This window comes from Pseudomonas grandcourensis (genome assembly GCF_039909015.1).
In the GTDB taxonomy this organism is placed as follows: Bacteria; Pseudomonadota; Gammaproteobacteria; order Pseudomonadales; family Pseudomonadaceae; genus Aquipseudomonas; species Aquipseudomonas grandcourensis.
In genome coordinates this window covers 2,883,722-2,904,082 of the sequence record NZ_CP150919.1, presented here as the reverse complement: position 1 = coordinate 2,904,082, position 20,361 = coordinate 2,883,722, and the positions used below count along the sequence as shown (strand labels likewise).

General features: G+C 61.8%; 20 protein-coding genes. 15 read left to right on the top strand and 5 right to left on the bottom strand.

Annotation, left to right across the window (positions count from 1 at the left end; genetic code table 11):
• Positions 1–3: 3 nt before the first annotated feature.
• From AABM52_RS13110 to AABM52_RS13090, 5 genes are all read left to right on the top strand, one after another.
• Complete coding sequence (locus tag AABM52_RS13110; RefSeq protein ID WP_347912162.1) at positions 4–213, top strand: hypothetical protein; 210 nt, start codon at positions 4–6, stop codon at positions 211–213.
• Between the two features lie 90 nt (positions 214–303).
• Positions 304–609 (top strand): hypothetical protein, encoded by a 306-nt coding sequence (locus AABM52_RS13105; protein ID WP_347912161.1) that lies wholly within the window; start codon positions 304–306, stop codon positions 607–609.
• 52 nt (positions 610–661) lie between these two features.
• Positions 662–913, top strand: a complete 252-nt coding sequence (locus AABM52_RS13100) for a DUF2283 domain-containing protein (RefSeq protein ID WP_008017511.1) — start codon at positions 662–664, stop codon at positions 911–913.
• Between the two features lie 44 nt (positions 914–957).
• Entirely contained in the window at positions 958–2,967 is a 2,010-nt protein-coding gene (tssI, locus tag AABM52_RS13095; RefSeq protein WP_347912159.1) for a type VI secretion system tip protein TssI/VgrG, read from the top strand.
• A gap of 13 nt (positions 2,968–2,980) precedes the next feature.
• Entirely contained in the window at positions 2,981–3,523 is a 543-nt protein-coding gene (locus AABM52_RS13090) for a toxin-antitoxin system YwqK family antitoxin (RefSeq protein ID WP_347912158.1), read from the top strand.
• A gap of 13 nt (positions 3,524–3,536) precedes the next feature.
• Here AABM52_RS13090 and AABM52_RS13085 read toward each other — a convergent pair whose 3' ends face one another.
• A complete protein-coding gene (locus AABM52_RS13085; RefSeq protein ID WP_046037262.1) occupies positions 3,537–3,932 on the bottom strand; it encodes a DUF4280 domain-containing protein in 396 nt (131 codons plus the stop codon).
• A 190-nt stretch (positions 3,933–4,122) separates the two neighbouring features.
• Here AABM52_RS13085 and AABM52_RS13080 point away from each other — a divergent pair, with 190 nt between their 5' ends.
• Positions 4,123–5,190, top strand: a complete 1,068-nt coding sequence (locus AABM52_RS13080; RefSeq protein ID WP_347912157.1) for a phosphotransferase family protein — start codon at positions 4,123–4,125, stop codon at positions 5,188–5,190.
• Positions 5,191–5,227: 37 nt separating this feature from the next.
• The gene (locus tag AABM52_RS13075) at positions 5,228–5,995 is read left to right on the top strand and encodes an SDR family oxidoreductase (RefSeq protein WP_347912156.1); all 768 of its coding nucleotides are present in this window, start codon (positions 5,228–5,230) and stop codon (positions 5,993–5,995) included.
• 554 nt (positions 5,996–6,549) lie between these two features.
• Here AABM52_RS13075 and AABM52_RS13070 read toward each other — a convergent pair.
• From AABM52_RS13070 to AABM52_RS13055, 4 genes are all read right to left on the bottom strand, one after another.
• The gene (locus tag AABM52_RS13070) at positions 6,550–7,191 is read right to left on the bottom strand and encodes a LuxR C-terminal-related transcriptional regulator (RefSeq protein ID WP_347912155.1); all 642 of its coding nucleotides are present in this window, start codon (positions 7,189–7,191) and stop codon (positions 6,550–6,552) included.
• A 107-nt stretch (positions 7,192–7,298) separates the two neighbouring features.
• A complete protein-coding gene (locus tag AABM52_RS13065; RefSeq protein ID WP_347912154.1) occupies positions 7,299–8,192 on the bottom strand; it encodes a LysR substrate-binding domain-containing protein in 894 nt (297 codons plus the stop codon).
• 5 nt (positions 8,193–8,197) lie between these two features.
• A complete protein-coding gene (locus tag AABM52_RS13060) occupies positions 8,198–10,402 on the bottom strand; it encodes a molybdopterin cofactor-binding domain-containing protein (RefSeq protein ID WP_347912153.1) in 2,205 nt (734 codons plus the stop codon).
• Entirely contained in the window at positions 10,402–10,866 is a 465-nt protein-coding gene (locus tag AABM52_RS13055; protein WP_347912152.1) for a (2Fe-2S)-binding protein, read from the bottom strand. The genes AABM52_RS13060 and AABM52_RS13055 overlap by 1 nt, the downstream gene beginning before the upstream one ends.
• 118 nt (positions 10,867–10,984) lie before the next feature.
• On the opposite strand from AABM52_RS13055, the gene AABM52_RS13050 reads away from it, so the two are divergent.
• From AABM52_RS13050 to AABM52_RS13015, 8 genes are all read left to right on the top strand, one after another.
• Positions 10,985–11,875 (top strand): LysR substrate-binding domain-containing protein, encoded by an 891-nt coding sequence (locus tag AABM52_RS13050; RefSeq protein ID WP_347912151.1) that lies wholly within the window; start codon positions 10,985–10,987, stop codon positions 11,873–11,875.
• Between the two features lie 299 nt (positions 11,876–12,174).
• Entirely contained in the window at positions 12,175–13,104 is a 930-nt protein-coding gene (locus AABM52_RS13045) for an amidohydrolase family protein (protein ID WP_347912150.1), read from the top strand.
• Positions 13,105–13,108: 4 nt separating this feature from the next.
• Complete coding sequence (locus AABM52_RS13040) at positions 13,109–14,014, top strand: amidohydrolase family protein (protein ID WP_053158646.1); 906 nt, start codon at positions 13,109–13,111, stop codon at positions 14,012–14,014.
• A 125-nt stretch (positions 14,015–14,139) separates the two neighbouring features.
• Entirely contained in the window at positions 14,140–15,525 is a 1,386-nt protein-coding gene (locus AABM52_RS13035; RefSeq protein ID WP_347912149.1) for a UbiD family decarboxylase, read from the top strand.
• On the top strand, positions 15,522–16,169 hold the full coding sequence (locus AABM52_RS13030) for a UbiX family flavin prenyltransferase (RefSeq protein ID WP_347912148.1): 648 nt from the start codon (positions 15,522–15,524) through the stop codon (positions 16,167–16,169). The genes AABM52_RS13035 and AABM52_RS13030 overlap by 4 nt, the downstream gene beginning before the upstream one ends.
• A gap of 74 nt (positions 16,170–16,243) precedes the next feature.
• On the top strand, positions 16,244–17,290 hold the full coding sequence (locus AABM52_RS13025; RefSeq protein ID WP_347912147.1) for a GTP-binding protein: 1,047 nt from the start codon (positions 16,244–16,246) through the stop codon (positions 17,288–17,290).
• Between the two features lie 247 nt (positions 17,291–17,537).
• Positions 17,538–18,899, top strand: coding sequence for a nucleobase:cation symporter-2 family protein (locus AABM52_RS13020; RefSeq protein ID WP_347912146.1), 1,362 nt, complete (start codon positions 17,538–17,540; stop codon positions 18,897–18,899).
• A 12-nt stretch (positions 18,900–18,911) separates the two neighbouring features.
• Entirely contained in the window at positions 18,912–20,300 is a 1,389-nt protein-coding gene (locus tag AABM52_RS13015; protein ID WP_347912144.1) for an amidohydrolase family protein, read from the top strand.
• The last annotated feature ends 61 nt before the right edge of the window (positions 20,301–20,361 follow it).

Sequence of the window (20,361 nt, the reverse complement as noted above, 5' to 3'; positions counted from 1 at the left end):
TATATGGCATTTACAACCACACAACTGGCGGCTCGGATTAATAGCAGCCGCACTGACCCGCAACTCTGGGCCGACTCAACCCCGCAAAATCAGGGGGCCATTGTAGCTGCGGTCACAACCTCCTTTAACAACCTACAAGCCTGGATCACCCAGGCAGGTGAAAATAAATCTGCCCCTTTTTTCTTTTTTCACTGTGATGACGCAGATGACTAAGAACTTGATTCAGTGGGAGCTGGAATAAAAAAATATTATCCAGACCCTGATCCGACAGCCTCACGAAAACACTGTAACTCAGGAGGAGATATGCCACTAACCTACTCACAGCACGCCATTGATCGCATGTATGAGAGAAGCATAACCACGTCTTTTGTGGAGGCAACCGTAGGCGCAGGAAATTATGTCTTACAGGCACATAACACCAGACTTTACAACGCCACATACCAGTATCAAAGCACCATAGCCGTTCCTGTACTAAACTATCTTGGCCAGCAATTATTCGACTTCTACTACATGCCACTTTTTAACTATCAGGTGATTTTAAATACATTTTCAGTTTCCGTCGTTACAGACGCAACCGGCACACATGTAGTAACGGTCTGGTGGACATAACATTAAAACACCCCCGGCCAGATGAAGACTTCTAAAGCAACGAGGAAGCATAATGACAACGCAAATTACCAACAACCCAGACTCCAACTCAGCCTACATGAAGCTCTCTAAAGAGAAGATCGCCTACACCCTGCCTATCGATGAAGGAGTTCTTGCTGACTACGACAAAAACGGAATTGTTGTGGGAATAGAAGTTATATTTTTTTCGCAATGGAAAAATCTGAACTGGAGTGAACTTCAAGCGAAAGCCATGCAAAAAACAAAAGGTAGCGCTCAAAAACCAATCCCTAAGATGTCTAAATAAATGTCATATAAGTTTGTTATCCCATAAGTATTTAAAGGCTCGCGATGCCCAGGTTCACCGACAGTAACACGTCCCTTTCCCTCACCGCTTCTTCGCTGTCGGCACTTTACCCTGAGTCGCTGTCCGGCGAAGAAGCGCTCAACGCACTCGGCTCGCAAACCCTCAATGGCCTCAACGACGGCGCCGCACTCACCCTGTCCACCGCCGTCGCCACTCACGTCACCACCACCCTGCACAACGACGCGAAAACCCGGCCCTTCGACGCACTGGTCGCCGAAATCCGCCAGCTCCCCGCCGACGCCACTGCCGAGCGCTATCAGCTTGTTCTAAAGCCATGGCTCTGGTGGCTGACCCTGGCCAGCAACAACCGGGTGTTCCAGAACCTCAGTACTTCAGACATCGTCACCACGATTTTCAAGCTTCACGGTTTCACCGATTTCACCCTGAAACTCACCGGCAGCTACACCCCGCGCGAGTACTGCGTGCAATACAGCGAAACCGACTTCGCGTTCGTTTCGCGCCTGTTGGAAGAGGAAGGGATTTTCTGGTTTTTCACCCACGAGGACGGCAAGCACACACTGGTGCTGGGTGACAGTAATGATGCTTTCGTACAGATCCCCAACGGGCCAAAAGTCAATTACGTCGGCCAGAAAATGGGCGAACGCGAACTGCACGGCATTCGCTCCGGGCAAGTCTGCGTGCAGGCGGTGGCCGGGGTCTATCGGGCAACGGATTACGAGTTCACCACCCCGACCACCGCCCTCTACAGCCAGGCCGAAGCAGTCGCCGGGCCGCGGTCGATGTACGAGCATCCGGGCAGCTACAACGCCAAGGCCCGCGGCGATGCGCTGACCAAGCAGCGGGTTGAAGGCTTGCGCAGTCAGGAGAAGCGTTTTGTCGGCGAAAGCGACTGCCGCTGGCTGGTGCCAGGGCACTGGTTCACCCTCGCCGGTCATGATGATGCGAGCCTGAACATCGATTGGGTGGTGACGGCGGTGACTCACGAAGCCAGCCACGATAACTACCGCAACCGCTTCGAAGCGATCCCCAAAGCCACGCCTTATCGCCCGACTCGAATCACACCCAAGCCTCGCATGCACACACAAACGGCGATTGTGGTTGGCAAATCCGGCGAAGAGATCTGGACCGACGAATACGGCCGCATCAAATTGCAGTTCCCGTGGGACCGCGATGGCAAGAACGACGAAGCCAGTTCCTGCTGGGTGCGCGTGGTGTTGCCCTGGAGCGGCAAGGGGTTCGGGATGCAGTTCATCCCGCGCATCGGCCAGGAAGTGATCGTGACCTTCATCGACGGCGACCCCGATCGGCCACTGGTGACCGGTTGCGTCTACAACGGTGACAACGCCCTGCCCTATGCGCTGCCGGCCAATCAGACCCAGTCCGGGATCAAGACCCAGTCGTCCAAGGGCGGCGGTGGTTTCAACGAGTTGCGCTTCGAGGACAAGAAGGACGCCGAAGAGGTGTTCCTGCAGGCGCAGAAGGATCTCAAGATCAACGTACTCAACGACACCACTGCCACCGTCGGCCACGACGAGACCCTGACGGTGCAGAACGCGCGCACGCGCACGGTGAAGGAAGGCGACGAGACCGTGACCCTGGAGAAAGGCAAACGCAGCGTGACCATCCAGACCGGCAGCGACAGCCTTGACGTGAAGGACAGCCGCACGGTGAAAGTCGGCGCCGACCAGACTCACAGCACCGGCGGCAACTACGACCACAAGGTCACCGGCAACTACAGCCTGACCGTGGACGGCAACCTGACCATCAAGGTGACCGGCACCCTGACCCTGGAAAGCGGCGGCAGTTTTGCGATCAAGAGCGGCGCGGACCTGGCCGCCGAGGCCAGCACTTCGATCAGCCAGAAAGCCGGCACCTCCTTGAGCAACCAGGCCGGCACTGCGCTGGAAAACAAGGCGGGCACGACATTGACCAACGATGCCGGGATCAGCCTGATGAACAAGGCCGCCGCCGAGCAAACCGTCGACGGCGGCGGCATGCTGACCATCAAGGGCGGGCTGGTGAAGGTCAACTGAGGAGGGTTACCCAATGACATCGAGCAAACTTGATCTGGAGCGTGGCGACAGCCAACTCGATGGGCGTTTGCTTGAAGGCCGGCTGGAAGGCCCGCTACGCATCAAGGACGCCGGTCGACCTCAGGCGAACCTGAGCTACAGCCAGGGCGAGCTGCAGGGCACGAGCCTGCTGTATTACCCCAATGGCAATGTCTCGGCGCAACTGCCTTATGTGCGCGACAAGTTGCACGGCGTGGCCAGTTTCTTTGCGCCCGAAGGCGGGTTGCAACGCAAGGCGACTTATCGCCAGGGCCTGCTCCACGGTGAAGCGAACAACTACTTCCCTGACGGGCAACTGGCCGAGACACAGTTTTACCGTGATGGCGTGCGCGAGGGACGGTATCAGCGCTTTCATCCCAACGGAAAAACCGCCGTCGAGGCGCGCTATATCAATGGTCAGTTGCTGGAACCGGAACAGGGTTTCGCCGCCGATGGGCGACCCTTAGGCGCCGAGGGCAAGCCGATCTCGAGGGTACGCTGGTGGTTCAGGCGCTGGAGTGATCCTGCCGAGGCCTGAAGGCTTGTGAGAGTCAGGGAATGAGCATCTGCATCTGCCCGGGCATCACAATCTTGATCACCCCGGCCCAGTTGCACATCAGGGTGCTGTTGGCATCGATGGCCGGCATGCCGCCCAGCAGCAGAGTCGGTGCCCCGCCCGGTATCCACGGCGTGGCGGTCGCCGGGATGCAGGGCATCGGTGTCAGCACACCCAACGCCGCCGCGGTGGCGGCCGCGACCGTCGGGTTGGCCAGGCTCGTGCACACACCGAAGGGCATGATGTTGACCAGCGGGATGTGATCCATGATGTTCGCCGCCGGCAGGCCAGCGGTCAGTGTGCGATTGACCGGCAGCACGTTGAGTACGGCTGGCGCCGCGCCAAAGCTGCATTGCAGGGTGGCGCTGGCACAGACTTGCGGACAGCCCATTTCAATCCTCCTTCCTGGTGGCACCCGGTCCCCTGAACCATAGTCCGCCGGGCGTGCTCTCGCACATCAGGAACGCTGATTATCCTGCAACACGCTAACCTATAAGACCGTGCCACGCTTGTGGCACTCGCGTCTCACCATTAGATTAGCCAATAGTTCAAGGCCCCCAGAATAAGCAGAAGGGATAAGCATGGCGCTTAACGACCAGTCCACCCGTATCCGCACCGGCGAAGAGCTCGATGCCAGCGTGATCGATCCGTACCTCAAGGCCCATATTCCGGGGCTCAGCGGCTTGCCACGGATCAGCCAGTTTCCGGGCGGCGCTTCAAACCTCACTTACTTGCTGGAATACCCCGAACAGGAATTCGTCCTGCGTCGCCCGCCCTTTGGCCACAAGGCCAAGTCGGCTCATGACATGGGCCGTGAATTCCGCATCCTCAATCAACTGCGCGACGGTTTTCCGTACTGCCCGAAAGCTTATGTGCACTGCACCGACGAATCGGTGATCGGTGCCGAGTTCTATGTCATGGAACGGGTCAACGGCATCATCCTGCGCTCGGACCTGCCGCCGGAACTGGGCCTGGATTCGGCGAAAACCGAAGCCCTGTGCAAGAGTTTCATCGACAAGTTCGTGGAACTGCACCGCGTCGACTACAACGCCTACGGCCTGGGTGACCTGGGTAAACCCGAAGGCTACGTGGCGCGGCAGATCAAAGGCTGGAGCGATCGCTACGAAAAGGCCCTGACCCCCGATGCACCGCAATGGGACGTGGTCAAGGCCTGGCTCAACGACAAGATGCCGGCCGACCACCCGACCTCCAGCATCGTGCACAACGACTACCGCTTCGACAACGTGATCCTCGACCCGAACAACCCGATGCAGATCATCGGTGTGCTCGACTGGGAACTGACCACCCTCGGCGACCCGCTGATGGACCTGGGCAACACCCTCGCCTACTGGATCGAAGCCGATGATCCGGCGCCGGTGCAGATGATGCGTCGCCAGCCGAGTCACGCGCCGGGCATGCTCACCCGCCGCGAGTTCGTCGACTACTACGCCGAACGCTCGGGCATCCGCATCGACAATTTCGACTTCTACTACACCTACGGCCTGTTCCGCCTGGCCGGCATCGTGCAGCAGATCTACTACCGCTTCTACCATGGCCAGACCCAGGACAAACGCTTTGCGCAGTTCATTCACATGAACAAGCTGCTGGAGCAGATGAGCCTGCAGGTCATTTCGAAATCCAGCCTCTGATCAGCAACATCACAAGGCTTCATAACAAGGGAATCCCATGTCCAAGACTCAGTTGTTCGACCTCGACGGCAAGATCGCTTTCGTCTCCGGCGCCAGCCGTGGCATCGGTGAAGCCATCGCCAAACTGCTGGCCCAGCAAGGCGCCCACGTGATCGTGTCGAGCCGCAAGCTCGAAGGCTGCCAGCACGTCGCCGACGCCATCATCGCCGCCGGCGGCAAGTCAACCGCCGTTGCCTGCCACATCGGCGAAATGGAACAGATCAGTCAGGTCTTCGCCGGCATCAAGGAACAGTTCGGCCGCCTGGACATCCTGGTCAACAACGCCGCGACCAACCCGCAGTTCTGCAACGTGCTGGACACCGACCTCAGCGCCTTCCAGAAAACCGTCGACGTGAACATCCGCGGCTACTTCTTCATGTCGGTCGAAGCCGGCAAGCTGATGCGCGAAAACGGCGGCGGCAGCATCATCAACGTGGCCTCGATCAACGGCGTTTCGCCGGGCATCTTCCAGGGCATCTACTCGGTGACCAAGGCAGCGGTCATCAACATGACCAAAGTCTTCGCCAAGGAATGCGCGCAATTCGGGATTCGCTGCAATGCCTTGCTGCCGGGCCTGACCGACACCAAGTTCGCCTCGGCGTTGGTGAAAAACGAAGCCATCCTGAACACCGCGTTGCAACAGATCCCGCTCAAGCGCGTGGCTGACCCGAGCGAAATGGCCGGCGCTGTGTTGTACCTGGCCAGCGATGCGTCGAGCTACACCACCGGCGTTTCGCTGAATGTGGATGGCGGGTTCCTGTCCTGATCGTCTGAACAGCACAAATCCCTGTGGGAGCGAGCCTGCTCCCACAGAGATATACCCCGAGCAAGTCGGGGTTGTTGTACAGCGCAACACCCGGATTTACTGCGTGACGCAACGAGTCGTGGTGGTGACTCGGGTCACCTGCCCGTCTTCAGCCCGTACATCGCCCAGGACATCGGTTTTATCCATCGCCTGGCAGGTGCGTTCAGGAGGGGGTGGAGTGACCGCTGGAGGAGGTGGCGGACTGGCACAGCCGCCGAGGATCGCCAGGCACAATGTCAGCGACAAAGGTGAGATAACGCGTTTCCCAAGAGTTTTCATAGGTTGACCCGCGATAAGTGATAGACACATTTTTTGTGACAACAAAACCGGCGCGCAAAGTCCATGCACCTGTCAAAAAAATAAATATCTGCGAATCATTTATAGCCCAATCCGTGGCCAACACCCGTAAAAGCTGACAGTTCTTACATCACCGGATCAGGCCGTTGCAGGGAACTGCTGTCCGGTTCGTAACGCAGTTCTTCGATCAATGCGCTGACCGATAGTGCGTTTGTACCTTAACCCTGCCCCTTCGACCGGGATTCACCAGAGAACAGTCCCCGCTCCCGAGCCCAGACAATCGCCTCGCTGCGGCTGTGCACGTCGAGCTTGGAATACACCGTTGCCACATGGTTGCGCACCGTGTTCGGCGCCAGTTTCAGGCGCGCGGCGATGTCCTTGTCGGCCAGGCCTTCGCAGATCAGGCCCAGCACATCGCGCTCACGGGCGGTCAATTGCCCGGTGCTGGCCCGGTCGGTGACATCGTCCATGATCAACACCAGCGATTCCGGCTTGCCACGGCTGTCAGCCAATACCAGGCTGCGCACGCGATGGACCCACGTGCGCTCTTTGTCCCCCGCCGATGTCACCTCCACCAGCACATCGCTGAACGTCTCGCCACGGGCCACCCGATTGATCGGGTAGCTGTCGGCCGGCACGAGGTGATTGTTGCGATAACGCAGGGCGAAGCGTTTGACATAGGCCTTGGCGTTGCTGCCCAGATCGCTGATTTGCACTGCGCCGTGCATGGCCAGCGCGGCATCATTGGCCCACAGGATGCGCTGGTTGGGGTCCAGCAGAATCACTCCGTCGGACTGGTCGGCGATGATTTGCTGCAACTGGCGGCGATCGGTTTCCGTGGTCAGGACGTCATGGCTCATTACGACTCCACAAATGTTGGGACCCTGTGAGGACTAAGACCGCCCGGGTTTACGATAGTGCAAATACTCCTGTGGGAGCGAGGTTGCTCGCTCCCACAGGATTTGTGTCAAACCATTCGATCTTGTACGACCAGCTCGCGCAACGTATCGAGAAACAGCTTGAGCACCGGCGAATCATCGTCCGCGCGGTACGTGGCATACAGCGGCACCTCCGGCAACGCCGGGGTCAGGCGCCGGAACACCAGGCCCGCCGGCGCCAATTGCTCGATGGATGCAGGCAGCAACGCCACGCCGAAACCGGCCCGCACCAGGCTGAGCAAGGTTTGCACCTCGATCACCTGCTGGCGGATCTGCGGGGTGAAGCCGGCCTGGATGCAGCACTGGAACAGAAAATCGGCGAACCGCGATTGCTTCAATTCCAAGGCGACGAATGGCTCCTGAGCCAGATCCGACGGCGCCAGGGCTTCGCGCTTTGCCAGCGGATGATCAACCGGCATGACCACCCGGATCGGCTCGTAGATCAGCAGTTCATTGCGCAACTGCGGATCGTCATAGCCGACCCGGAACACGCAGGCGTCGATGCGTTTCTCCTTGAGCGCCTTGACCTGCGCCGCCGGGGTCATCTCATGCAGGCGCCAGTTCACCTGCGGATAACGCTCGCGAAACAGGTGCAAGGCCCGTGGCAGCACGCCGACCATCACTGAGCTGATCATGCCGATTTCCAGTTCGCCCAACTGGCCACGGCCAGTCTGGCGCGTCAGGTCCAACGCGCGGTTGAGTTGTTCGAACACCAACGGCGCCTGCTCCTTGAGCATTTGCCCGGCGGCGGTCAACTCGACCCGGTGATGGCTGCGCTCGAACAACGGCGTGCCCAGTTCCTCCTCCAGCAGACGAATCTGCTGGCTCAGGGGTGGCTGGCAGATATGCAGGCGGGTGGCGGCCCGGCCGAAATGCAGCTCTTCGGCCAGGGCCATGAAGTACCTCAGCAAGCGCAGGTCCATGCCCGTTATCCCAGGTTCAGCGGTGTAGAGCGCTGACGCACCCCGGTCAGGCTGAACAGGGCATTGGCAATGGCCGGGGCCACCGACGGGCTGCCCAGCTCGCCAACGCCACCGGGTTTACTTGGTTCGCCATCGACGACCAGGATGTCCACCGCCGGCATATCCGACATGCGCGTCACCCGGTAATCATGGAAGTTGCTCTGCACCACCCTGCCCTGTTTGATGTCCATCCGGTCGAACAGTGCGTGGCCGAGCCCCCACATCAAGCCGCCGTAGATCTGCTCTTCGACGCCGCCTGGCGACACCGCCAGGCCGCAATCGACCACACAGGTGAGCTTCTCGACCTTGATCGCGCCGTCCTTTTGCGACAGGCGCGCAACCACCGCAATGAAGCTGGTGTATCCCTGGTTGGTGGCGATCCCCAGCGCCGTGCCTTCGGGCAGCGGCTGGCCCCAACCGGCGCGTTCGGCGGCGCTTTTCAAAACGGCGACATGCCGTGGCCGGTCCTGCATGTTGGCCAGGCGGAAGGCCAACGGGTCTTGCCCGGCGCCATGGGCCAGTTCATCCATGAAGCTTTCCACGGCGAACACGTTGGGAATGAAGCTCACCGAGCGATACCAGCCGCTGAGCACCTGGCTCTCGTGCCTGACCCACGTCAGGTCGAGGTTAGCCGGGCGATAGGCGAAATCCCACGCGGTGATGGCTTCCGTGGTGCTGTAGTCCATTTTGTCGGGGCGCTCGAAATAGCCCGGCTCCCACTGTTCCGGCGAGGCCGGCGACACCGCCTCAAGCCGCAACGCGGTCAAGCGGCCCTGCGCATCCAGCGCACCTTTGGCCCGGTGCAGCGTGGCCGGGTGCATGAACAATGAACGCATTTCGTCTTCGCGGCTGTTCATCAGTTTCACCGGCACCCTGGCTTGCTGCGCCAGGTAGGCGACTTCGAACAACCAATACTTGGCCTCCCGCGCGCCGAAACTGCCGCCAGACACCAGCTCGTTGATGGTGACGTTGTCCTTGGTGATCTTACACACGATTTGCGCCGCTTCCAGCGCCGATGACGGCACCTGCACCCCGCCCCAATAGGTGATGGCGTTGTCCTTGACCTGCGCGGTGATGCAGATCGGTTCCAGCGGATTCTGCACCTTGTAGGGCATGCGGTAATCGGCTTCGAGCAGCTTCGCGGCGCCCGGCCATTGTGCGTTCACATCACCCGCCGCCATCGCGGACACCCGTTGCGCGCCTTTGTCCGCCAGCGCCGCTATCTGGGCCTTGGCCAGTTCATCACTGTCGAAACCCGCCAGCGGCGAGTCGCTCCACTGCACCTTGAGCAATTCGCGGCCCTGATGCGCGGCCCAGTAGCTGTCCGCCAACACCGCCACGCCTTCGACGTTGCCGCCAAGGACATCGGGACGCCCCGGCACTTTGATCACCTTGCGAACGCCCGGTACCTGCAGCGCAGCCGCGCTGTCCACCGACACAACGTTCGCCCCCAGCACGGGAGCGCGTTGAATCACCGCCACCAGCATGTCCGGCAACTCTACGTCGATGCTGTATTTGAAGCGCCCGCAAACCTTGGCCTGGGCATCGCGCTTGTGCCGCAGTTTGCCGATGTACTTGAACTGCGCCGGGTCCTTGAGCGAGACCTTGGCCGGGGCCGGCAGATGCGCGGCGACGCCCACCAGTTCGCCGTAGCCCAGGCTGCGTTTGCTCACCCCATGAACCACACGGCCTTCTTCAGTGATGCAGCTGTCGGGGCTGACTTTCCACTGTTCGGCAGCCGCCGCGATCAGCAACGCCCTGGCCGTGGCACCGGCCATGCGCAGGCGGTCGTATTCCAGCGAAACACTGGTGCTGCCGCCGGTGGAGAAGACTTTCCAGATCGGGTGAATGTAGGTTTCGAAGAACGGATCTTCCGGCGAAATCACCTGCACGGTCATCGGGTTGACGTCCAGTTCCTCGGCCACGCAAGCGGCCAACGCGGTGTGCGTTCCGGTGCCGGAGTCGTGCTTGTGCACCACCAGCTTCACCGTGCCGTCAGGCAGGATTCGCACCCAGGCGTTGGGCTCGAATTCGCCGGCCGGCGCCGGGGCTTTCGGGTCGGTCGCGGCCAGGCTCGAAGGCAGGTAAAACGCAATGGCCAGACCGCAGGTAACGGTCGCGGTCTGCTTGAGAAACACGCGCCGCGAAAGATCCATCGGGGAGATCGTCATCACGCCTCCTTCGGCGCGTTGGCCGCGCGCTTGATCGCTTTGTTGATCCGACCGTAGGTACCGCAGCGGCACAGGTTGCCGGACATGGCATTGCTGATCGAATCGTCGGTCACCGCGGCACCTGTGTTGAGCAGCGCGGCGGCGGACATGATCTGACCCGATTGACAGTAACCGCATTGCGGCACATCTTCGGCAACCCAGGCCAGTTGCAACGGATGCTGCTCAGTCGGCGACAAGCCTTCGATGGTGGTGATGCGGTGCCCCGCCACGGCGGCGACCGGCAGCTGGCAGGAGCGCACCGCGACGCCGTCCAGGTGTACGGTGCAGGCACCGCACAGGCCCATGCCGCAGCCGAACTTGGTGCCGGTGAGTTTCAAGTGGTCACGCAACACCCATAACAAGGGCGTGGAGGGCGATGTCTCTGCCAGCTCGCGTCGTTCGCCGTTTACCGTGAATTCGATCATTGTCAGGCTCCAAGAGAGCGGCCCGTCTTTGTGCAGGCCTGGTGATCGATTATTGGAAGCCTTGGGAAAATCGGGCCAGCGACGATTTCTGCCATCCTGTGTAAGTAGGACTAACAGCATGTACAAGCGATACCCGTCGGTGCAGTCCATGAGCGCGTTCATCCAGGCGGCGCGCAGCGGCAGTTTCTCCAGTGCGGCGCGCAAACTCGACCTGACCCACAGCGCCATCAGCCAGCAGATCCGCGCCCTTGAAGACTTCATCGGCCAGCCGCTGTTCGTGCGCGAAGGCGGCGGCAGCAACCTGACCGACGCCGGGCAACTGTTCGCCAGTGTGCTGTCCGACGGTTTGGCGCAGATCGACCGGGCGCTGTCTTCGGTGAAGAACCGCAGCGTGGCCCAGCGCCTGACCCTCGACATCGACAGCGAACTGGCCCAGAGCTGGCTCAATCCGCGCCTGCCGCAGTTGCTGGACCTGTTGCCCGATCATGAGGTGGTGCTGTTGTCGATGCCACGCTCGGACCGCAGTGCATTCGAACGGGTGGACCTGGCCCTGCGCTACGGTTATGGCGATTGGGACGACTGCGAGATGACGCAGATTTGCGGGGACCGGGTGATGGCGGTGGCCTCACCGGCGCTGCTGGAGCGCCATGGTCTGGAGCTGCCGTTGAGCCCGGCGCAGATCCTTAAATTGCCATTGCTGGGTTACACGCGGCGCTCGTGGATTCCCTGGCTGGATGCGGCGGGCATGGATCCCTCCGAACCGCCGGCGCGGGTGGTGTTTGATAATGCGGCCAATCTGATAGCGGCTGCCGAGGCCGGCGTCGGTGCGGGACTGGTGCGTGGGTTGTTGGCGGCAGATGCCTTGCGCAGCGGTCGGTTGGTGGCGCTGAACGAGGCGCAGATTGCGGCGCATTACAACCTGTATGCGGTGTGGCCACCGGGGCAGGCCGAACGGGTGGCGCCTGTGGTTGAGGCGGTTCGGCAGTTGGCTGAAAACACATTGCTTTAGATCAAAAGATCGCAGCCTTCGGCAGCTCCTACGCTCGTCTCCTGTTGGAGCTGCCGAAGGCTGCGATCTTTTGATCCTGCCATCCCCATATCGAACACATATCAACCCCTCGCCCAATTAATATTGTACGAACCCGACACCCCCTTCCAATACTTCCCCCCAAGCAGCCAGCGTCCCGAGCCGGATGCGACCAGGCGAGGGAATGCGTGATTCTTTGCGCATAGAAATGGCCGATTGCCCGGGACGTGGCTGCTGTGAACCGCAAGGTTCCCTTCCCCGCTATCAGGAGATCGACTTCAATGATCATCGATATCAGCTGCTATCCCACCGATCTGGTGGACCTCGCCTGGAGGCATGACGGTGACCCGTTCACCGGCGAGCGTCTGCTGGAGATGATGGATGGCCCGTACATGGTCAACGGCAAACCTCGCCGCATCGACAAAGCTTTCATCCAGCCACCCCAGGGCAACACCATCTACACCTGGACCGACGGCGACCTGACCGGTCGCGAGTCCATCGACGCCTACATGGCCTACACCCTGAAAATGGTCCAGACCTACCCGGACCGTTTCATCGGCTGCTTCGTCTACAACCCACGCTGCGGCGTGGAGAACGGCGTCGAAGCGATCGAGCGCTACGTCAAGGAACACGGTTTCAAGATGGTACAGATGCAGGCCAACATGCACGCCTACCGTCCGGACCGCGCCTTGGACTGGGTGCGCCCGGCCTTCGAGAAATGCGCCGAGCTGGGCATCCCGGTCAAGCTGCACACCGGCGACGGGCCCTACAGCATCCCGTCGGAATGGGTGCCGATGATCAAGGAATTCCCCAACGTCAATTTCATCATGGCCCACTTCGGTGTGCAGACCGGCGGCGTCTATGTGTTCGAACCGATGCAATGGGCGATGGAGTTGCCCAACGTCTACTGCGAGTCGGGCTGGTGCCTGCAATCGCGGATCGTCGAGTTCGCCAAGGTCCTGCCGACCCACAAGATCCTCTTCGGTACCGACACCCCGCCGAACGAACCGGGCATGTGGCTGCGCCTGCTGGAGGTGCTGTGCCACGAGCCGCCGCAGGGCCTGAACCTCGACGAGGACACCCTCGAAGAATACCTGGGCAACAACACCGCCCGGATGATCGGCCTCGAACCGACCCCGCCGCCACGCACCGTTTGCGAAGCAGAGGCGCAGCTAAAGCGCCCCGTCACCACGCAACTGGCCAGGAGCTGAACCGATGATTATCGATACCCATCTGCACCCCACCAACCTGGTCGACGAGGCCTGGCGCCACACCGGCGAACCCTTCACCGGCGAGCGCATGCTCAAGCTGATGGACGGCCCGTACATGATCAACGGCAAGCCGCGCCGCATCGACATGGGCTTCATCCAGCCGCCACCGGGCAACACCGGCTATCGCGACGGCAACCGCCGGGGCCGTGAGGGTGTGCGTGACTACATGTCCTACGTCGCCGAGTTGTGCGTGAAATACCCGGACCGTTTCATCGGCAACTTCAACTTCAACCCGCGCTGGGGACCGGAAAACGGCGCGGCGGAGCTGGAATTCCACATCAAGGAATACGGCTTCAAGATGCTCAAGTTGCACGCCAACATGCACGGCTACCGCCCGGACCGGGCGCTGGACTGGTTGCGCCCGGCGATGAAGGTCTGCGCCAAGTACAACATCGTGGTGCTGATCCACACCGGGGACGGTCCATACACCATCCCGACGATGTTCTACCCGATCATCCGCGAGTTCCCGATGGTCAATTTCATCATCGGCCACTTCGGCATCCAGACCGGCGGCAACTACTCGTTCGAAGCGTTCTGGATGGCCATGGACACGCCGAACGTGTACTGCGAATCCGGTTGGTGCTTCCAGTCGCGGATCGTCGAGTTCGCCAAGGATTTGCCGCGCAACAAGATCGTGTTTGGCACCGACTCGCCGCCTAACGAACCGGGGATGTGGCTGCGGGAACTGGAGGTGTTGTGCTCGCCTGCGCCGCAAGGCCTGGGCATCGATGAGGATCACCTTGAGGACTATCTGGGCAACAACATTGCCCGGTTGTGCGGCATCGAACCGACGCCACCGCCCAAGGACCTGATCGAGGCGGACATTCGTCTGACTACGACTTACCTGTAACCCCGCAAACCTGTAGGAGCGAGCTTGCTCGCGATGGACGTGAGGTCATCGCGGGTTTCCAGCCAGCACGGTGTCATCGTTGACGCCCATCGCGAGCAAGCTCGCTCCTACAACGAGGTGAAACCATGACCCTCTCCACGCTCGGCGACACCCAGGATTTTCACGATTTTCTAGACGCCTATCGCCGGCAATATCCGGACGATGTGCTCACCGTCCAGCAATCCCTTTCAGCCGATCAGGACGTCACCGCCCTGGTCGATGCCCTCTCCACCCAGGGCCGCGATCCGTTGCTGATCTGCGAAAAAGTCGGCAACTTCGGCGCGCCGGTGGCCACCAACCTGTTCGCCTCCCGCACCCGCATCGCCCGGATGTTCGGCGTTGCCCCGGCGCAATTGCACGAGACTTTCCAGAAGCGCGCCAACAGCCCCATCGCCCCGCGCTACGTGGAAACCGGCCCGGTGCTGGATGAAATCTTCGAAGGCGAAGCCGTGGACCTCGCACTGCTGCCGATGCTCAAGCACTTCGACAGTGATCGCGGCCCCTACATCACCAACGCGATCATCATCGCCGAAGACCCGGTCACGGGCATCGCCAACATGAGCTATCACCGCTCGATGCGCCACGCCCGACAGACCCTCGCCACCAGCCTGCATTCACGCGGTCACCTGTGGCGCATGCTGCAAACCGCCCGGGAGCGCGGCGAAGAATTGCGCGTGGCCATGGTGGTCGGCGCACACCCGCTGTTCATGCTGGCGGCGGCTGCACGCTTGCCGTTCGGCAGCGATGAGCGCGCGGTGGCCGGCGGTTTGTTCGGCGCGCCGCTGGAGCTGGTGAAAACCCCGCGCTACGGCATCGGCGTGCCGGCCTGCGCGGAGTTTGTCCTGGAAGGCGCCATCGATCCGACGGCCTATGCCGAAGAAGGCCCGTTCGGTGAGTTCAGCGGCTATTCCTCGGATCGTTCGACCAACAATGTGCTGCGGGTCGACACCCTGATGCGGCGCAAGGACGCCTGGCTGGTGGACGTGGTGGGCGGGCGCTATGCCGAACACCTGACCCTGGCACGGTTGCCACGGGAAGCGGAAATGAGCGAGAAGCTCAAGGCACGCTTCCCCGCCGTCACCGCCGTGCACTACCCCAATTCCGGCACCCATTTCCACTGCTACGTCGCCCTGGACCAAAGCCGCGACGGCGAGGCGCGGCAAATCATGCTCGCCCTGCTCGGCTGGGACCCGTACCTGAAGACCGTGATCGCGGTGGACAGCGACATCGACATCAGCGACGACAGCCAGGTGCTGTGGGCGCTGGCCACGCACTTCCAGCCGCACCAGGACATCTTCATCATCGATGGCCTGCCCGGCAGCCCGCTGGACCCGTCGTCCTCGGTCAACGGCACCACCTCGCGCATGGGCCTGGACGCCACTCGAGGTTCGGGTTTCGACGGGATCAAGGCGCAGCTGGACCAGGACGTGGTCGAGCGCGCCCGCCAACTGCTCGCAGGCCTGCAATCATGAACCGCCAGCGCATGGTGGTCGGCATCAGCGGTGCGTCGGGTTTCATCTACGGCGTGCGCCTGCTGCAATTGCTCGCCGAACTGGACATCGAAAGCCATCTGATCATCAGCCGCGCCGCCCTGCTGACCATGGCCCACGAAACCGACTACAAACTGGCCGACGTCACCGCGCTGGCCAGCCATTACCACCGCGCCGATGACGTGGCCGCCGGGATCGCCAGCGGTTCGTTCCGGTGCCTGGGCATGGTGGTGGCGCCCTGTTCCATGCGCACCCTGGCGGAAATCGCCACGGGCACCTCATCGGGCCTGATCGGCCGCGCCGCCGACGTCACCCTCAAGGAACGTCGCACCCTGGTGCTGATGGCCCGGGAAACCCCGCTGACCCTCGCCCACCTGCGCAACATGACCGCCGTCACCGAGATGGGCGGGATCATCGCCCCGCCCGTCCCGGCCTTTTACGCCCGCCCCCAAGACCTTGCGCAAATGGTCGACCACAGCCTCGGCCGTGTCCTCGACCTGTTCGGCCTCGACGCCGGGACAGCGTTGCGCTGGGGAGAACCCAACAGCCCTCCAGCCAAACACAAAACCTGTGGGAGCGAGCTTGCTCGCGATAGCGGTGGGTCAGTCAGCATTAATGCCGGCTGATATGGCCTCATCGCGAGCAAGCTCGCTCCCACAGTTGATAGCACTCCGACCATTTAGTTTTTAAGGAGCATCACATGAACACCCCATTCAACGCCCCAACCCCCAACACCAAAATCCCGGTGACCATCCTCACAGGCTTCCTCGGTGCCGGCAAAACCACCCTGCTCAACTACATCCTCAAGGAAAACCACGGGCGCAAGATCGCCGTGATCGAAAACGAATTCGGCGAAGTCGGCATCGACGGCGACCTGGTGCTCAGTTCCGAAACCGAAGAAATCTACGAGATGGTCAACGGCTGCGTGTGCTGCACAGCCGAGGTCCGCGAAGACCTGGTGCGCATCGTCCGCGAACTGGTGGCGCGGCCCGTGCGGCTCGACCACATCCTGATCGAAACCAGCGGCCTGGCCGACCCGTACCCGGTGGCCCAGAGCTTCTTCATCAACGACCCGATTGCCGATGAAGTGGAACTGGACGCCATCGTCACCATGGTCGACGCCAAGCACATCGCCCAGCACCTGGAAGACCTGCAACTCGATGGCGTGGACAACCAGGCGGTGGATCAGATCGTCTGCGCCGACCGCATCGTCATCAACAAGGTCGATCTGGTCAGCGCCGCCGAAGTGGCGTCCCTGAGCGACAAGATCCGGGGCCTGAATGCCACGGCGGATCTGGTGACCTCGAGCTACGCCGAGATCGATCTGTCAAAGATCCTTGGCATCGGTGCCTTCGAGTCCACGCAAAAACTCATGGAGATCGGCGCCGAGCACGATCACCACGGCGATGACCATCACCACGCCCATGACGAACCCGACCATGAGCACGACCCGAGCGTGTCCTCGGTGGGTATCGCCGTGGAGGGCGCGGTGAACCTGGGGGACTTCCATCGCTGGATCACGAAGTTGCGCACCGAGCAGGCCGACAACCTGTACCGCATGAAGGGCGTGCTGGCGGTGGCCGATCAGGACCAGCGCTACGTCCTGCAAGGGGTGCACAGCCTCGTCGAGTTCCGGGCGTCCACTTCATGGGGCACCGAACCGCGCTCCAGCAAGATTGTGTTCATCGGCCGCGACCTGGACCGCGCGGCCCTGAACCAGGGCTTTGCCGCCTGCCTGGCAGGCTGAAAAAAGGCATCGGAGCCGGTGGATGGCGGTTCCGGGCACACGAATGACTGATGCATCAGGCAAAACACAAAACCTGTAGGAGCGAGCCTGCTCGCGATGGGGCCCTGACAGCCAACATTGATGTAGCTGACACACCGCTATCGCGAGCAGGCTCACTCCTACAAAGGATTGTCAGTGCTCTCCAAGCCGCAGGCATCAGAACGAATACCCCTCTCTACAGCATAAAAACAGCAAGAGGTGATTCCCCATGTCGTCAGCCAATACCCCTGCAACGTCCACCATCCACCCCGTCGACCGGATTCTGCCGGTGCGGCAAATGCTCACCCTCGGCCTGCAGCACATGGCCGTCTCGTACATCGGCGCCATCGCCGTGCCGTTGATTGTCGCCAGCGCCTTGAAGATGTCCCAGGCCGACACGGTGGTGCTGATCAGCACCACACTGTTCTGCTCCGGCATCGCCACCCTGCTGCAAACCGTCGGTTTCTGGAAATTCGGCGTGCGCCTGCCGATCCTCCAGGGCGTGGCGTTCAGCAGCGTGGGGCCGGTGATCGCCATCGGCAGCAATCCGGAAGTCGGTTTCACCGGGGTCTGCGGCGCGGTGATCGGCGCGGGGATTTTCACCATGCTGATGGCGCCGTTCGTGGGTCGATTACGGCGCTTTTTTCCACCGGTGGTCACCGGTTGCATCGTCACCGTGATCGGCTTGCAGTTGTTTCCGATTGCCTATGAGTGGGTCGGCGGCGGGCGGCATGCCAGCGACTTCGGCGCGCCGGCATACCTGGCTGTCGCGGCGGTGGTGTTGCTCAGCATCCTGCTGGTCAACCGCTACGGCAGCCCGATGCTGCGCAACATGGCTGTGCTGGTGGGAATGCTGGTGGGTGCGGCGCTGGCCTACGGGCTGGGCATGGGCAGCTTTCACAGCGTGCAGGAGTCGCCCTGGCTCACCGTGCCCTACCCGTTCTACTTCGGCCTGCCGACCTTCAGCCTGATCCCCATCGCCACCATGGTGGTGGTGATGATTGTGCAGATGGTCGAGTCCATGGGGCTGTTCGTGGCCATCGGCGACATCGTCGACAAACCGGTGGAAGAAAAACAGGTGATCAACGGCCTGCGCGCCAATGGCCTGGCCAGCACCATCGCCGGGATGTTCGCGGCGTTTCCGTTCATTGCCTTCATGGAAAACGTCGGGCTGGTGATCCTCACCGGCGTACGCAGTCGCTGGGTCGTCGCCATCAGCGGCCTGCTGATGTGCTCGGTAGCGCTGGTGCCCAAGGCCGGCGCGATCATCGCCTCGATGCCGACCGCGGCCCTCGGCGGTGCCGGGATCGCCATGTTCGGCGTGGTCGCGGCGGCGGGGATCCAGACCCTGGCCAAGGTCGACTATGAACACAATCGCTACAACGTGCTGATCGTCGGCTTCACCATCGCCGCCGCCCTCGTGCCGGTGCTGGCCCCTGCCCTGTTCAAGCAATTGCCCGAGTGGTCGCAGCCTTTCCTGCACAGCAGCGTGGTCATCGCCTGCCTGGTGTCGGTGTTGCTCAACGCCACCCTCAACGGTGTCAGCGTGTCTGATGCCGCCGCCAGCAAATCCGCCACCCACAGCCTCTGACTGGAGCCGACCATGACTCAACTGCAAAACATCCTGATCAAGAACCCGCTGGCGGTCATGACCGGCCTGCGCGGCCCACGGGCCCGGGCCGGCGCCGTGGATATCCGCATCGTCAACGGGCGCATCGCCGAAATGGCCGCCGGCCTTGAAGCGCAACCCGGCGAGCGGGTGATCGACGCGCGCCACTCGGTGGTGTATCCGGGCTGGATCAACACCCACCATCACCTGTTCCAGAACCTGCTCAAAGCCGTGCCCGAGGGTTTGAACCAGGACCTGCAAGGCTGGCTGGCCAGCGTGCCCTACCCGCGCCTCAACCGCTTTACCCCGCAACTGGCGCGGATCGCCGCACAACTGGGCATGGCCGAGTTGCTGCTGTCGGGGGTGACCACCTGCGCCGATCACCATTACCTCTATCATGCCAACGGCACCACCGAGACCGGTGACCTGCTGTTCGACATGGCCGAGGAATTCGGCCTGCGTTTCGTGCTGTGCCGGGGCGGCGCGCTGGAATCGGCCAGCGCCCATCCGGGGTTCTCGAAAACCGCGCTGCAACCGGAAACCCTGGACCAGATGGTCGGTGACATCGAACGCCTGAAATCCCGTTACCACCAGGACACCCCTGACGCCTTGCGCCGGGTGGTGGTCGCGCCGACCACGCCAACCTTTTCCCTGCCGCCGACGCTGCTGCGGGAACTGGCCCACACCGCCCGGGGCCTCGGCCTGCGCCTGCACACGCACCTGTCGGAGACGCAGAACTACGTGAATTTCTGCCGCGAGAAATACAACTGCCTGCCGGTGGAGTTCGTCGCCGAACACGAATGGCTAGGCCCGGACGTCTGGTTCGCCCACGCGGTGCACCTGCAACCCGGTGAAATCCGCATGCTCGCGCAAACCGGCACCGGCATTTCCCACTGCCCGGTGAGCAATGCGCGCCTGGGTAGCGGCGTGGCGCCAGTGCCGCAGATGTTCGAGGCCGGGGTGCCGATTTCCCTCGGCGTGGATGGCGTGGCGTCCAACGAGTCCGGGAGCATGGTCGGTGAAGCGAACACCGCGTGGCTGATTCATCGGGCCGGGCAAGGCGCCTCGGCCACCACCGCCGAAGATGTCATTCACTGGGGCACGGCGGGTGGTGCGCAGGTGCTGGGGCTGGGTGCGGTCGGGACCCTTGAAGTCGGTCAGGCGGCGGATCTGGTGATCTACGGTCTCGACCATCCGCGTTTCTTCGGTTTCCACGACATTGCCGTGGCGCCCGTGGTGGCGGGCGAGCCGATTGCGGTGAAGTACAGCCTGGTCGGTGGTCGGGTCGTGGTCGATAACGGCGTGATTCCGGGGCTGGATGTGCAGCGGATGCGGGCCGAGGCGTGGGATGGGGTGCGGCAGTTGATGAGTGTGGACGACTGACCTCCCAGCCACACCTTTACTCCTGTGGGAGCGAGCTTGCTCGCGATGGCGTCCGATCAAT